At 70.0% G+C, this 14,289-nt stretch carries 12 protein-coding genes; 9 read left to right on the forward strand and 3 right to left on the reverse strand.

Annotated elements, in window-relative coordinates; translation table 11 throughout:
* Positions 1-69: 69 nt before the first annotated feature.
* The gene (locus tag JAO81_RS36225) at positions 70-975 is read right to left on the reverse strand and encodes a LysR family transcriptional regulator (RefSeq protein ID WP_199552242.1); all 906 of its coding nucleotides are present in this window, start codon (positions 973-975) and stop codon (positions 70-72) included.
* Between the two features lie 93 nt (positions 976-1,068).
* Between JAO81_RS36225 and JAO81_RS36230 the strand changes: the two genes are divergently transcribed.
* Together JAO81_RS36230 and JAO81_RS36235 are read left to right on the forward strand one after the other, a co-directional pair.
* Positions 1,069-1,683, forward strand: a complete 615-nt coding sequence (locus JAO81_RS36230) for a short chain dehydrogenase (protein WP_199552243.1) — start codon at positions 1,069-1,071, stop codon at positions 1,681-1,683.
* A gap of 88 nt (positions 1,684-1,771) precedes the next feature.
* Entirely contained in the window at positions 1,772-2,308 is a 537-nt protein-coding gene (locus JAO81_RS36235) for a helix-turn-helix transcriptional regulator (RefSeq protein ID WP_199552244.1), read from the forward strand.
* Between the two features lie 52 nt (positions 2,309-2,360).
* Here the strand turns inward: JAO81_RS36235 and JAO81_RS36240 are convergent, their stop codons facing one another.
* The gene (locus tag JAO81_RS36240; RefSeq protein WP_233416420.1) at positions 2,361-2,894 is read right to left on the reverse strand and encodes a peptidoglycan-binding protein; all 534 of its coding nucleotides are present in this window, start codon (positions 2,892-2,894) and stop codon (positions 2,361-2,363) included.
* 366 nt (positions 2,895-3,260) lie between these two features.
* Here JAO81_RS36240 and JAO81_RS36245 point away from each other — a divergent pair, with 366 nt between their 5' ends.
* Complete coding sequence (locus JAO81_RS36245; RefSeq protein ID WP_199552245.1) at positions 3,261-4,310, forward strand: XRE family transcriptional regulator; 1,050 nt, start codon at positions 3,261-3,263, stop codon at positions 4,308-4,310.
* 441 nt (positions 4,311-4,751) lie between these two features.
* Positions 4,752-5,741: a malate dehydrogenase gene (locus JAO81_RS36250; RefSeq protein WP_199552246.1), complete on the forward strand. Its 990-nt coding sequence runs from the start codon at positions 4,752-4,754 to the stop codon at positions 5,739-5,741.
* Between the two features lie 84 nt (positions 5,742-5,825).
* On the opposite strand, the gene JAO81_RS36255 is transcribed toward JAO81_RS36250, so the two are convergent.
* Entirely contained in the window at positions 5,826-6,581 is a 756-nt protein-coding gene (locus tag JAO81_RS36255) for a hypothetical protein (RefSeq protein WP_199552247.1), read from the reverse strand.
* A 220-nt stretch (positions 6,582-6,801) separates the two neighbouring features.
* Here JAO81_RS36255 and JAO81_RS36260 point away from each other — a divergent pair, with 220 nt between their 5' ends.
* The 5 genes from JAO81_RS36260 to JAO81_RS36280 all read left to right on the forward strand — a co-directional run bounded on the left by JAO81_RS36260 (position 6,802) and on the right by JAO81_RS36280 (position 14,108).
* Positions 6,802-8,334: an aldehyde dehydrogenase family protein gene (locus JAO81_RS36260; protein WP_199552248.1), complete on the forward strand. Its 1,533-nt coding sequence runs from the start codon at positions 6,802-6,804 to the stop codon at positions 8,332-8,334.
* 82 nt (positions 8,335-8,416) lie between these two features.
* Positions 8,417-9,937, forward strand: coding sequence for a GMC family oxidoreductase (locus JAO81_RS36265; RefSeq protein WP_199552249.1), 1,521 nt, complete (start codon positions 8,417-8,419; stop codon positions 9,935-9,937).
* Positions 9,937-11,046: a glycine betaine/L-proline ABC transporter ATP-binding protein gene (locus JAO81_RS36270; RefSeq protein WP_199552250.1), complete on the forward strand. Its 1,110-nt coding sequence runs from the start codon at positions 9,937-9,939 to the stop codon at positions 11,044-11,046. The genes JAO81_RS36265 and JAO81_RS36270 overlap by 1 nt, the downstream gene beginning before the upstream one ends.
* A gap of 34 nt (positions 11,047-11,080) precedes the next feature.
* Entirely contained in the window at positions 11,081-13,090 is a 2,010-nt protein-coding gene (locus tag JAO81_RS36275) for a proline/glycine betaine ABC transporter permease (RefSeq protein ID WP_199552251.1), read from the forward strand.
* A gap of 49 nt (positions 13,091-13,139) precedes the next feature.
* On the forward strand, positions 13,140-14,108 hold the full coding sequence (locus tag JAO81_RS36280; protein WP_199552252.1) for a glycine betaine ABC transporter substrate-binding protein: 969 nt from the start codon (positions 13,140-13,142) through the stop codon (positions 14,106-14,108).
* Positions 14,109-14,289: the final 181 nt, after the last annotated feature.

The following is a 14,289-nucleotide window of genomic DNA, read 5'->3' on the forward strand; positions in this document are numbered from 1 at the left end:
CGAGACCCTGCACTTCACGATCAGCAGTTAGCGGCGCTCCGGGCTCCGGAGCGCCGGACGTGGCAGCGGTCAGCGCTCCGGCCCCAGCGCCGCTCCGGTCTCCGTGAGCAGCTCCAACGCCGCCCCGATCGCGGGCTGTTGGTCCGCGCCCGCACGCACCAGCGCCTCGATCGTGCGGGCGGCGCCCGGCCGCGTGAGGGCCCCCCGGCCGGGCCGGGGCCGCCGGCGCCGCCCCCCGGGCAGGGTTGTCACCGCGTGACCGGTGGCCACGAGGGCGAGCGCCGCGCCCAGATCCTCGCAGTCGTGCTCGATCCGGGGTGTGAAACCGGCGTTGCGGCAGGCGTGCAGCAGGACGTCGCGGCAGGTGCTCGGCGGTGGCGCGGAGATCCAGGCCCGGTCGGACAGGACCCCGAGCCCTTCGGCGCGTACCGCGTCCAGCAGGTCGTCGGGGACCGCGAGAGCGAGCGGGTCGTCGAACAGGGGAACTGCCGTGGTGCCGGCGGGTGGTGGCGAGCCGAGCAGGTGATAGCGGTACGAGACGGCCAGATCGAGTCCGTGCTGCTTGAGCCGCACCACCGCGTCCCGCGGTTCGCACTGCACGATCCTGGGCCGGATCCGCGGATGCCGCGCGGCGAGCCGGGCGACCAGGGGAGCGGCCACCGAACGCAGCGCGCTCGGCGCGCAGCCGATCCGCAGCTCACCGGTGAGGTCGTGGTCGAGCGCGCGCACCGCACCCTCGGCGCGCTCGAGGGCGGCCAGGACCTGTTCGCAGCTCGCGGCGAGCGCCGCGCCGGCCGCCGTGAGCCGCACCCCGCGCCCCGCGCGCAGCAGCAGCTCGGCCCCGGCTTCCGTTTCCAGAGCCCGCAGCTGCTGGGAGACCGCGGAGGGCGTGACGCCGTGCAGCTCGGCGACGGCGGTGACCTTTCCGTGTTCGGCCAGGTCACGCAGCATGACCATGCGCTTCACGTCGAGCATGGGCCCACCCCTCACGATGTTTCAGTCCAGCTTAAGCTCAACGGTAGGAGAGGTAGCTGGACTTCACTGTTTCCGCGAGGTCATCCTCACCGCATGAACACTCCACAGAAGATCGTCCTCGTCGGCGCCCACGGCACACTCGGCCGCGCCGTGCACACCGCCCTGCGCGAACGCGGCCACGAGGTGATCACCGCGTCCCGCAAGGACGCCGACATCACCCTCGACATCACGGACCCCGAGTCCATCGCGGCCCTGTACCGCCAGGTCGGCCGGGTCGACGCGGTGGCGTGCGCGGCGGGCACCGTGCCGTGGAAGCCGGTCACCGAACTCACCCTGCAGGACGTACGCGACGGCCTCGAAGGCAAGGCGGTCGGGCAGATCGAACTCGTCCGCCAGGGCCTTCGGACCGTGGCCGAGGACGGCTCCTTCACCCTGATCACCGGCATCCTCGCCCGCGAGCCCATCCGCACCGGCACCGTCGCCTCGCTCGCGAACGGCGCGGTGGAGTCCTTCGTACGGGCCGCAGCGATCGAACTCCCGGGCCGGCAGCGGATCAACGCCGTCAGCCCCACCGTCTTCGAGGAATCCCTGGACGCCTACGGCGACTTCTTCCCCGGCTTCGACCCCGTACCGGTACGCCGCGCGGCCGCCGCCTACGTGCGGTCGATCGAAGGAGCGCAGACCGGGCAGATCCACCGCGTGGAATGAGTGCCCAAGGCCCGCGCAAGGGAACCGACGCCCCCACTCCCTCCGTCAGTCGGACATAGCGGTGAAGTTCGCCGGCAGGGGGTGAGCGGTGGGTATCTGGCAGCCGCTGCCGGACAGGACTCCGGCCGAAGTGGTGCATTTCGTCGAACACTTGAGACTGCTCAAGGACCGTACGGGGCTGAGCCTGGTCTCGCTCGGCACGCGCACCTCGTACAGCAAGTCCTCCTGGCAGCGCTATCTGAACGGCCGGCAGCCACCGCCCCGCCAGGCGGTCCTCGCGCTGTGCCGCGTCGCGGGTCTCGACGCCGCGGAGGCCGCCCGCTTCGGTGCGCGCTGGGAGCTGGCCATGCGAGTGTGGCCGCGGCCCGAGGCGCCGGACGCCGCCAAAGCGGAGGTCGTCGAAGCGGACACCGCGCGGGCCGGCGCCGCGTCCCCCTGGGGCGACCTCGACGAGGAGGAGGACACCCTGCCGTGGTGGGTGCCCCAGGACGAGCCGGAGACCCGGCCCGCCCGGCCCGCCCGGCCCGCGCACGACAGGACACCGGCCTGGCGGCTGCCGGCGTACGCGGCGGTCGCCGTGATCGCGATCCTGCTCGTCGGGCTCCTCTTCGTCCTGGGGGCCTGAGGGTCCAGGGGTGTCTCCGCCCGAAGGTCCGCATGGACGTCCGCGGGGAGGACTAGTTCGCCCAGTTGTACGCGGCCTTCTTCCAGTGGCCGTCGATCTTCACGTAGTACATCCCGTTCAGGCGCTTGAAGTTGGCCTGGTGGTCGTAGCCCGTGTACTGGATCTTGTTGGTGCCGACGTGGTCCAGGAAGTCGTCGGCGAGGCTGAAGGTCTGCTTGCCGACGATGCCGTCGATGTGGAGACCCTCGGTCTGCTGCCAGTACTTCGTGGCCGACTTGGTGCGCGGGCCGAAGTGCCCGTCGATGTCGCCCTTGGTGAACTTGCGCCACTTGCCGTCCGAGCCCTTGTACTTGGCGCCGTCCGCCCACAGGATCGTCTGCCACAGCCGCGTCGCGTTGCTGTGGGAGTAAGAGGTGCGGGACAGGTTGCCTTCGTCGCCCCAGTCGTTGGTCGGGTTGCCGCGGCCGTCGATCATGTGCTGGCTGCCGGCCGTCGCGGTGGGCGCCAGGCCGGCCAGGGCCAGCCCCGCTCCCGCCGCCACGGACACGGCCGCCATACCGAGCCGGTTGCGCTTGCTGAGATACATCTGTGCTCCCCCCGTAGGTGCTGTGACAGGGATGAGCGTGTCCGGTCGAGGGGGGTGCGCAGAAGTCCTGCGGACGGGGGCGGGATCCCCCGGGACGTCCCGTACGCTGACCTGGGGTTCCCACGCGGGCCGTGGGACGCGGATGGGACACTGCAGTTTGACCATCAAGGGGCGCGCGACGGGGCGCACCCTGACCCGTAATGCTCCCGTGCGCCGGTGCCGGGGGAACTGAGACCCTTGCTTCTGGCATCCCTGTGGGTAGCCATGGGGGCGCTTCGCCCCGGCCCTTGAGGGCCGGGACAAGGGCATGCAGGGCCGCGCACACGGGTACGTCTGGGCACGACACGGGGGGACAAGGGGGAAGCAATGCCTCGTTGGAGGGCGCTACCGGAGGAACTCGACCCGCAGGTACGCGAGTTCGCGAGCCAGCTGCGCCGGCTCGTCGACCGCAGCGGGCTGAGTATCGCCGCGGTGGCGGACCGTACGGGCTACAGCAAGACATCGTGGGAGCGCTATCTGAACGGCCGGCTGCTCGCGCCCAAGGGTGCGGTCGTGGCGTTGGCCGAGGTCACCGGCACCAACCCGATGCATCTGACCACCATGTGGGAGCTCGCGGAGCGTGCCTGGAGCCGCTCCGAGATGCGCCACGACATGACCATGGAGGCGATCCGGATCTCCCAGGCGCGTGCCGCGCTCGGCGAGTTCGGTCCGGGTCCCGCCAAGGGGAGGAACGGCAAACCGCGCGCCGCCGCGGCGCCGGCGGCCGCCCATCCGCCGACCCAGCCGGCGTCCACGTACAGCCCGGCCAGGCAGCAGCCGGCCGCCCCTTCGTCCTCGGGGGCCCGTTCCTACGGTCCGCCGTCCGGGCCCGGCGGTGGGGAGCGGCCGGGTCCCGCGCGGGGCGGTTCGCCCGACGGGCAGCGCAGGAAGCGGAAGTTGACGATGTTCCTCGCGGGCGTCGTCGGCGCGCTCGTGGTCATCGCCGCGGCGGTGTTCCTCACCGACTTCGGCAAGGGCGACGGCGGGGACCCGCAGGGCAAGCCGCCGGCGACCCCCACCACCAGCAGCCCGACCCTGCCGGAGGGTGTCGAGTGCAGCGGTGAGTCCTGTGCCGGCAAGGACCCGGAGGAGATGGGCTGCGGCGGCACGCTCGCCACGTCGCCGCCGGTCGACGTCAAGGTCGGCGAGGCCAAGGTCGAGGTCCGCTACAGCAAGACCTGCGGTGCGGCCTGGGGCCGGATCACCTCGGCAGGACCCGGCGACACCGTCGAGATACGGGTGAAGGGCGAGAAGACGCAGACCTCCGAGGTCGACGGGGACTTCGACGCGTACACCCCGATGATCCCGGTGAAGAACGTCGAGGACGCGAAGGCCTGCGCGATCCTGACGGGCGGACAGGAAGGCTGCACCAAGTAGTTCCGCGGGCGCGTGCATGAACGGCACGAGCCGGGGCACGCGCTCAGTACCCCCACGGGATTGCCGGCACATGTATCCCGGGGTTTCCGAGGGCTCCTATTCGTCGCCCTCGGCCCACGGGATTGCAGGCACATGTATCCCGGGGTTTCCGAGGGCTCCTATTCGTCGCCCTCGGCGGCCCACGGGATGTGCAGGCACACCCCGCAGAACGGCCGCCGCGCTCACCTCTCCCGGAGCGGCGGCCGTTCGCAGGGCTGGGCACCGCTCACTGCCCTGGGGGCGGGGGCACACCCGGGCGGGGCCGACGGGGGCGTCGGGCGCGATAGCCTGACCGGTGGATCTCCCTTGACGTCAAGAGATCGATCATCGCGGCGTCAACCGGGAGGCCCCCAAGGACCGGGGCAGGGACCCCCACCGCCAGCTGTCTTAACGGAGATCGCCATGACCCGCACTCCCGTGAATGTCACCGTCACCGGCGCGGCCGGCCAGATCGGTTACGCGCTGCTCTTCCGTATCGCCTCCGGCCACCTGCTCGGCCCGGACGTGCCGGTCAAGCTGCGTCTCCTCGAGATCACCCCCGCCCTCGGCGCCGCCGAGGGCACCGCGATGGAGCTCGACGACTGCGCGTTCCCGCTGCTCGCGGGCATCGACATCACCGACGACCCGAACGTGGCCTTCGACGGTGCCAACGTCGGTCTGCTCGTCGGCGCCCGCCCCCGTACCAAGGGCATGGAGCGCGGTGACCTGCTCTCCGCCAACGGCGGCATCTTCAAGCCGCAGGGCAAGGCCATCAACGACCACGCCGCGGACGACGTCAAGGTCCTCGTCGTGGGCAACCCGGCGAACACCAACGCCCTGATCGCCCAGGCCGCCGCCCCGGACGTACCGGCCGAGCGCTTCACCGCGATGACCCGCCTCGACCACAACCGTGCGCTCTCGCAGCTCTCCAAGAAGACCGGCGTGCCGGTCTCGGAGATCAAGAAGCTCACGATCTGGGGCAACCACTCCGCCACCCAGTACCCGGACATCTTCCACGCCACGGTCGCCGGAAAGAACGCCGCCGAGACCGTGAACGACGAGAAGTGGCTGGCCGACGACTTCATCCCGACCGTCGCCAAGCGCGGTGCCGCGATCATCGAGGCCCGTGGCGCCTCGTCGGCCGCCTCCGCCGCCAACGCCGCGATCGACCACGTGTACTCCTGGGTCAACGGCACCGCCGAGGGCGACTGGGTCTCCATGGGTATCCCGTCGGACGGTTCCTACGGTGTCCCCGAGGGCCTCATCTCCTCGTTCCCCGTCACCACCAAGGGCGGCACGTACGAGATCGTCCAGGGCCTGGACATCAACGAGTTCTCCCGTGCGCGCATCGACGCCTCGGTCAAGGAGCTCGAGGAGGAGCGCGAGGCGGTCCGCGCCCTCGGCCTGATCTGAGTCACCTGGCTTCTTCAGTACGACGCCGAAGTCCCGGTTCCCCAAGGGGAGCCGGGACTTCGGCGTGTGTGCCTGTCTGCCTGCTCAGGCGCCCTGCTTCTGCAGCTCCTTGACGTCGACGGTCTCGCCCGCCGGCGGTGTCTCGCTCGGCACCGGCTCGTCGTAGTCCGAGAAGGAGACGGTCTGCTCCTTGCCGCCCTCCTGGCTGACGATCTTCAACGGGTAGGGCTTGCCCTCGGTCGCCACATGGATGGTGGACTTCTCGCCCGCGTCCGTCTCCTCCAGTGCGATGGCCTCCTGGCCGTCGATGGTGGAGGTGCCGCCCTTCTTCAGCTTCCCCGTGTCACCCTCCGTGCTCATCTCCTTCTGCAGCGCCTTGAGATTGCAGGAGGACGAAAGCTGGCTGAGCTGCGGGTCCTTGGTGTCACCCATGAGGTGCTTGTCCTTGAGCATCTCGGCCGCGGCATCACCGTTCGGACCGCCCATGGCCTTCCAGAACGCGGCGTCGGCCTTGATCCACACCTTCTCGCCGCGCTTGAGGATGTCGAAACTGCCCTTGCCCTCGGGCATCTTGAAGGTGCCGGCACAGTTGCCCTGCTGGTCCACCGCGAGGTCGAACGACTGGGGTTCGCCGCCCGAGGAGGAGTCGCCGCTGTCCATCGACATCCGCAGCGACTTGGCGTCGAGCAGCGCCTGCTGCGCGGCGTCGCTGATCTCCTTGGCGCTCTTGTCGGCGATCGAGCTCTCCTTGTCGCCCGAACCGCCGCCGTTGCCGCCGTTACCTCCCGACCCGCCGCCCGACCCTCCGGAATCGTCCCCGCACCCGGCGAGCGACCCCATGAGGAGACCTGCACACAGCGTGACCGCCGCAGTGCTCAACGTTCCGCGTCGTGCCCTGGACATCGCTTCCCTCTCTGTCTGGAACAGACCGGCCAGATCGGCAGGTTCAGGACGAACGATCGCCGTGCCGAGTGACCCGCAGCACTTTCCGTAAACCGAAGCGCATGGTTTCCGGCCCCGCGGGCAGGGGCTTCCGATCACACGCGACTACGCGCGGTGAATGTTTCGGGAACGGAAGGCAAGACGCGAAGTGTCGGCACAACAGACCATCCACGTGGACGGAGAGTGGCGAAACGCCCTCGACGGTTCCACGCGCGAGATCCTCGACCCCGCAGAGGCCCGCCCGTTCACCGTCGTCGCCGAGGGGGGCGCGGACGACGCCGACGCGGCGATCGACGCCGCGCGCCGCGCCTTCGACGAAGGCCCCTGGCCCACCACGCCGGTCGCCGAGCGGGCCGCGCTGCTCAGGCGCGTCGCGGATCTTCTCGTACGGGACCGTGAAGAGCTCGGGCTCCTGGAGAGCCGGGACGCGGGCAAGACCGTCGAGGAGGGCCGGGTCGACGTCGACTGTGTGGCCGACGCCTTCCGTTACTTCGCCGATCTCGTCATCGGTGAAGGTCCTGGACGGGTCGTCGACGCGGGCAGCGACACTGTGCACAGCACCGTCGTGCACGAGCCCGTCGGTGTCTGCGCGATGATCACGCCCTGGAACTACCCGCTGCTCCAGGCCAGTTGGAAGATCGCCCCCGCGCTCGCCGCGGGCAACACCTTCGTCATCAAGCCCAGCGAGATCACCCCGCTGACCACGGTCGCCCTGATCCGCCTCCTCGAAGAGGCCGGACTGCCGGCCGGCGTCGCGAACATCGTGACCGGTCCCGGGCACACCGTCGGCGCACGGTTCGCCGAGCACCCGGACGTCGACCTCATCTCGTTCACCGGCGGTCTCATCAGCGGTACGAAGGTGGCGCAGGCCGCCGCCGTCGGCGTCAAGAAGGTCGCCCTCGAACTCGGCGGCAAGAACCCCAACGTGGTCTTCGCCGACGCCTGTTCCACGGACGAGGCCTTCGACACCGCCGTCGACCAGGCCCTGAACGCCGCGTTCATCCACAGCGGCCAGGTCTGCTCGGCCGGCGGCCGCCTCATCATCGAGGAGAGCGTCCGCGAGCGCTTCGTCGCCGAACTCGCCCGCCGGGCCGGCCAGATCAGGCTCGGCCGCGGCACCGCCGACGGCGTCGAATGCGGACCCCTCGTATCGCAGCAGCAGCTGGACAAGACCGAGGGCTACGTGGCCTCCGCGCTGGCGGAAGGCGCGGTCCTGCGCTCCGGCGGCAAGCGGCCCGCGCCCAGCGAAGTGCGGCCCGCCGAGGGGTACTTCTACGAGCCGACCGTCCTCGACCGGTGCCACCGCGAGATGCGGGTCGTACGGGAGGAGGTCTTCGGACCTGTCCTCACCGTCGAGACCTTCACGACCGAGGACGAGGCGCTCGCGCTCGCCAACGACACCGAGTACGGGCTCGCGGGCGCCGTATGGACCTCCGACGGTTCCAAGGCGCGGCGGATGGCCCGCCGGATGCGGCACGGCACCGTCTGGATCAACGACTTCCACCCGTATCTGCCGCAGGCGGAATGGGGCGGCTTCGGCAAGTCCGGTGTCGGGCGCGAGCTCGGCCCGACGGGTCTCGCCGAGTACCGCGAGACCAAGCACATCTACCAGAACCTCGACCCGCGGCCGGTCCGCTGGTTCGCGGGCTGAGCGGGCTGACCACCCGGCACGGCAGAGCAAGCGCCACCCATTACGCGACGCACTTTTGAGCACCACGAAGGGGAACACGCACATGCCTCAATACGACTACGTAGTCGTCGGAGGCGGCACCGCAGGCTCGGTGATCGCCTCCCGGCTGACCGAGGACCCAGGGGTCACGGTCGCCGTGATCGAGGGCGGCCCGAGCGATGTGGGGCGCGACGACGTGCTCACCCTGCGCCGCTGGATGGGCCTGCTCGGCGGCGAACTCGACTACGACTACCCGACCACCGAGCAGCCCCGCGGCAACTCCCACATCCGGCACAGCCGCGCCCGTGTGCTCGGCGGCTGCTCCAGCCACAACACGCTGATCGCGTTCAGGCCGCTGCCGTCCGACTGGGACGAGTGGGCCGAGCACGGCGCGCAGGGCTGGGACGCCGAGGCGATGTCCCCGTACTTCGACAAGCTGCTCAACAACATCGTGCCGGTGGACGAGAAGGACCGGAACGCGATCGCCCGCGACTTCGTGGACGCCGCGCGGACGGCCCTGGACGTCCCCCGGGTCGAGGGCTTCAACAAGGCGCCCTTCGACGAGGGCGTGGGCTTCTTCGACCTCGCGTACCACCCGGAGGACAACAAGCGCTCCAGCGCCTCGGTCGCGTACCTCCACCCGGTGATGGACGAGCGGCCCAACCTGACGATCCTGCTCGAGACCTGGGCGTACAAGCTCGAACTCGACGGCACCCGCGCACGCGGCGTCCACGTCCGCACGAAGGACGGCGAGGAGAGTTACGTCGAGGCCGCGCGCGAGGTCATCGTGTGCGCCGGCGCCGTGGACACGCCCCGGCTGCTGCTGCACTCCGGAATAGGCCCGCGCGAGCAGCTCGAAGCGCTCGGGATACCCGTGGTGCACGATCTGCCGGGTGTCGGCGAGAACCTGCTCGACCACCCCGAGTCCGTGATCGTCTGGGAGACGCACGGACCGATCCCCGAGAACTCCGCGATGGACTCCGACGCCGGGCTCTTCGTGCGCAGGGACCCCGAGTTCAAGGGCCCGGACCTGATGTTCCACTTCTACCAAATACCGTTCACGGACAATCCGGAGCGGATCGGGTACGAGCGGCCCCCGCACGGTGTCTCGATGACGCCCAACATCCCGAAGCCGCGCAGCCGAGGCCGCCTGTACCTGACCAGCGCGGACCCCGCCGAGAAGCCCGCCCTGGACTTCCGCTACTTCACCGACGAGGACGACTACGACGGCCGCACCCTGGTCGACGGAATCAAGATCGCGCGGGAGATCGCCAAGACCGAACCGCTCGCCTCCTGGCTCAAGAGCGAGGTCGCCCCCGGCCCCCACGTGACGGACGACGAAGAACTGAGCGCGTACGCCCGCCAGGTCGCGCACACCGTCTACCACCCTGCGGGCACCTGCCGAATGGGTGCCTCAGCTGATGAACTTGCCGTAGTGTCCCCGGACTTGACGGTTCGTGGCCTCAGTGGCATCCGGATCGCCGATGCGTCCGTCTTCCCGACGATGCCCGCGGTCAACCCGATGATCGGGGTCCTGATGGTGGGCGAGAAATGCGCCGAGCTGCTGACCGGGAGTGATGCCTGATGACCGCGACCACCGACATATCCAAGGGCGGCGACGTGTCCAGGACCGGCCCCGTCTTCGCCGTACGCGACCTGTGGAAGGTGTTCGGGCCGAAGGCGGACCGGGTTCCGGGCAACCCCGAGTACGCCGGCCTGAGCGCCACCGAACTGCGCGAGCGCACCGGCTGCACCGCCGCCGTACGTGACGTCAGCTTCGAGGTGAAGCGCGGCGAGGTCTTCGTCGTCATGGGCCTGTCCGGCTCCGGAAAGTCCACCCTCGTAAGGACGTTGACCCGGCTGATCGAGCCGACCTCAGGATCCATAGCCATCGACGGCGAGGACGTCCTCGCCATGGACAAGAACCGGCTGCGTGAACTGCGCCGCCACCAGACCGCGATGGTCTTCCAGAACTTCGGTCTCCTGCCGCACCGCACCGTCCTCGACAACGTCGCGTACGGCCTGGAGATCCAGGGCATGAGCAAGGCCGAACGGCGCGCGAAGGCCATGGAGGTCGTCGCGAAGGTCGGCCTCGAAGGCCTGGAGCAGCGCCGTCCAGTGCAGCTCTCCGGCGGCCAGCAGCAGCGCGTCGGCCTCGCCCGCGCGCTGGCCGTGGACCCCGAAGTGCTGCTCTTCGACGAGCCGTTCAGCGCACTCGACCCGCTGATCCGCCGCGATATGCAGGAGGAGGTCATCCGCCTGCACCGCGAAGAGGGCCGCACCATGGTCTTCATCACCCACGACCTCAGCGAGGCACTGCGCCTGGGCGACCGCATCATGCTGATGCGCGACGGCGGCATCGTCCAGCTGGGCACGCCCGAGGAGATCGTCGCCAACCCGGCCGACGACTACGTACGGGACTTCGTCCGCGACGTGGCCCGCGAGCAGGTCATCTCCGTACGCCGGGCCATGCGCCCCGCCGACGGCGACGAGGCCACCTCGGGAGCGGCGATCGGCCCGGACACCCTGGTCGTCGACGCCATCGAGGCCGTCGCCCGCAGTGGCGCGCACTGCCGCGTCGTCGACGGCGACCGCACGCTCGGCGTGGTGGACGAGTCCCGGCTGCTCGCCGTGGTCGCCGGACTCGACGGCGACGCGGGGGAGCAGCAGGACAAGGCGGTGGCTGCCGTATGACCAGCCCAGCCTGCAGTACGAGGGGGTCGGCCGCATGAGTGCTCCGACTCTCGACCGTCCCGTCAAGGCCGATGTCCCGGGCGCCCCGCAGCCGCCCGGTCCCGCGGCCCGTCTGATCGCCCACCCCAAGGCAGTGCTCCTGCTGCTCGCCCTGCTCGTCGCCGTGGTCTCCGCGGCCGTCGCCGGAAGCGGTGAGTGGCCGGGTGACCTGACCGTCGACGTCCGCACGCCGCTGCAGGACTTCAACGAGTGGCTGGTCGACAACCGCACCACCCACCCGCTGTTCCTGTACTTCCTGCTGCACATCTCCAACACCGCCGAATCCGCCGTCGACGGCGTCTTCACCGCCCTGGAGTCGCTCGGCTTCATCGGCGTCACCGTCGCCGCCGTGCTCATCGCCTGGTACGCGGGCGGCGCGGGACTGCGCAAGCGCGCCCTGGTCACCGCGGGCACCGCACTCGGCACCTTCGGCGTCATCGGCGTGCTCGGCATGTGGGAACCCGCGATGGACACGCTCTCGCTGATGATCGTGTGCGTCGCCGTGGCCGCCGTCGTCGGTGTGCTGCTCGGCCTGCTCGCCGGTCTCTCGGACCGCGCGGAGCGGATGCTGCGGCCGGTGTTCGACACCATGCAGGTGCTGCCGGCCTTCTCGTATCTGCTGCCCTTCGTGCTGATCTTCGACATCGGTGTCCCGTCGGCCTTCGTGGCCACGGTCATCTACGCCGTACCGCCGATGGCCCGGCTCACCGCCCTCGGCCTGCGCGGCGCCGACCCGGCCGCACTCGAAGCCTCGGCCTCGCTGGGCGCGAGCCCGCTGCAGCGGCTGTGGGGGGCGCGCCTCCCGCTGGCCCGCCAGCAGATGCTGCTCGGCCTCAACCAGACGATCATGATGGGCCTTTCGATGGTCGTGCTCGCCACGGTCACCGGCGCCGGCGGCCTCGGCGAGCCCATCTACAAGGCGCTCGCCGTCGTCGACGTCGGCCAGGCCCTGCCGCCCGGTATCGCGATCGTGCTGCTCGCCATCTGGCTCGACCGGACCACGGCGGCCGCGGGCGAGCGGCTCGACGACCCCGAGGAGGGGGTGCGCACCTCGCGTACCGCCTGGATGCTCCGGGGCGTCGTCGCGGCCGGTATCGCGGCCGCGACCGTGATCGGCTCGGCGCTCGGCCGCCAGGAGTGGCCCGAGAACTGGGTGGTGTCCATCGCCGACCCCGTCAACGATGTGACGGGCTGGATCGAACGCGAACTCTCCGCCGGCATCCCGCTCATCGGCGGCACCCAGACCTGGGCCGACGGCTTCGCCGTGTATGTGCTGAACCCGCTGCGCAGCGCCCTCGTCGGCACCCCCTGGTGGGCGCTCCTCGCGGTCGCGGGCATCCTCGCGTACGCCGTCGGCCGGCTGCGCGCCGCCGTCACGGTGGTGCTCGCGCTCGGTGCGATCGGCGCGATGGGGCTGTGGACCCGCTCCATGGACACCCTGTCCCAGGTGATCGCGGCCCTAGCCCTGACCCTGCTCATCGGCTTCGCGGTCGGGGTGCTCGCCGCCCGTGTCGCGTGGGTGGAGCGGGTGATCCGGCCGATCCTGGACACCCTGCAGACCCTGCCCGCGTTCATCTATCTGATCCCGATGATCGCCCTGTTCACCGGCGGCCGGTTCGCCGGTGTCGCGGCCTCGGTGCTCTACGCGCTGCCGGCCGTCATCCGGATCACCACCCAGGGCATCCGGCAGATCGACCCCTCCGCCCTCGAAGCGGCCCGCTCGCTCGGCGCCTCCACCGGGCAGCAACTGCGCCAGGTCCAGATCCCGTTGGCCCGCCCCGCACTGCTGCTCGCCGTGAACCAAGGCGTCGTCCTGGTCCTCTCGATGGTCGTCATCGCCGGAATGATCGGCGGCGGCGCCCTCGGGGTCGATGTGATCAAGGGCCTCACCAAGGGCGATCTGGCGCTCGGCCTGACCGCCGGTATCGCGATCGTCTGCCTCGGGGTGCTGCTCGACCGGATCTCCCAGCCCGCTGCGGCCGTCAAGGAACGCGGGCTGCGCTGACCCGTCCTCTCGCCTCAACTCTCCTGCCTACCAAAGGAATTCTTCCCTCATGAAGCACAGCAAGCGGATACGCATTTCTCTCGTCGCCGGTGCCGGCGCCCTCGGCATGCTCGCGCTCAGCGCCTGTGGCGCCGCGGAGACCGGTAAGGGCGGTGGCGGCGGCTCGGACGAGGTCACCATCACGGTGCCGTCGTGGGTCGGCGCCCAGGCCAACGCCGAGGTCGCCAAGGTGATCCTCGAAGAGGAACTGGACGTCAAGAAGGTCACCCTCCAGACGATGGACGAGCCCATCGCCTGGGACGCCCTCAACAGCGGCAAGGCCGACGCGATCCTCGAGGACTGGGACGGCCAGCCCGAGAAGCAGAAGCTCTACATCGACCAGAAGAAGACCGTGGTCAAGGGCGGCGACCTGGGCGTGACCGGCCACATCGGCTGGTTCGTGCCCAAGTACTACGCGGACGCCCACCCCGAGGTCCTCGACATCAAGACGCTCAACAAGGTCGCGAAGGACTTCAAGTCCTCCGAGTCCGAGGGCAAGGGCGAGTTCCTGGGCGCGGCGCCCTCCTACACCACGTACGACGAGTGGCTGATCAAGAACTTCAAGCTGGACTTCAAGATCAAGGAGACGGGTGCGGAGGCCGCCCAGATCAAGGAGATCCAGAAGAAGTACGCGGCCAAGGAGCCGTTCATCACGTACTGGTGGGAGCCGCAGTGGCTCAACGCCGACATCGAGCTCGTCGAGGTCAAGCTGCCGGAGTTCACCGAGGGCTGCAACGAGCCCAAGGAGAAGACCGAGTGCGGTTACGCCAACACGCCGCTGCAGAAGTACCTGAACGCGGACTTCGCGAAGGACGGCGGGGACGCGGCCCAGTTCCTGAAGAACTTCAAGTGGACCACCGAGCAGCAGAACGAGGTCTCGAAGTGGATCGCCAAGGACAAGATGTCCGGCGAGGAGGCCGCGAAGAAGTGGGTCGCGGAGAACAAGGAGACGTGGGAGGCGTGGCTTCCCAAGAAGTAAGGCTCGCACCCGGCCTCTGCGGTGCTTGATCTTTCAGCCCCTGCGGCGCTTGAGCAGATCCGAACGAAGTTCGGATGCGGGGTCCGGGGCGGAGCCCCGGTTTGGGGGAGGGGGGGGGGGGGGGGAAAAACCCCCCCCCCCCCCCCCCCCCCCCCCCCCCCCCCCCAGCCGCGCGGCGGGG

Source organism: Streptomyces sp. N35, assembly GCF_016464295.1.
Lineage (GTDB): Bacteria > Actinomycetota > Actinomycetes > Streptomycetales > Streptomycetaceae > Streptomyces.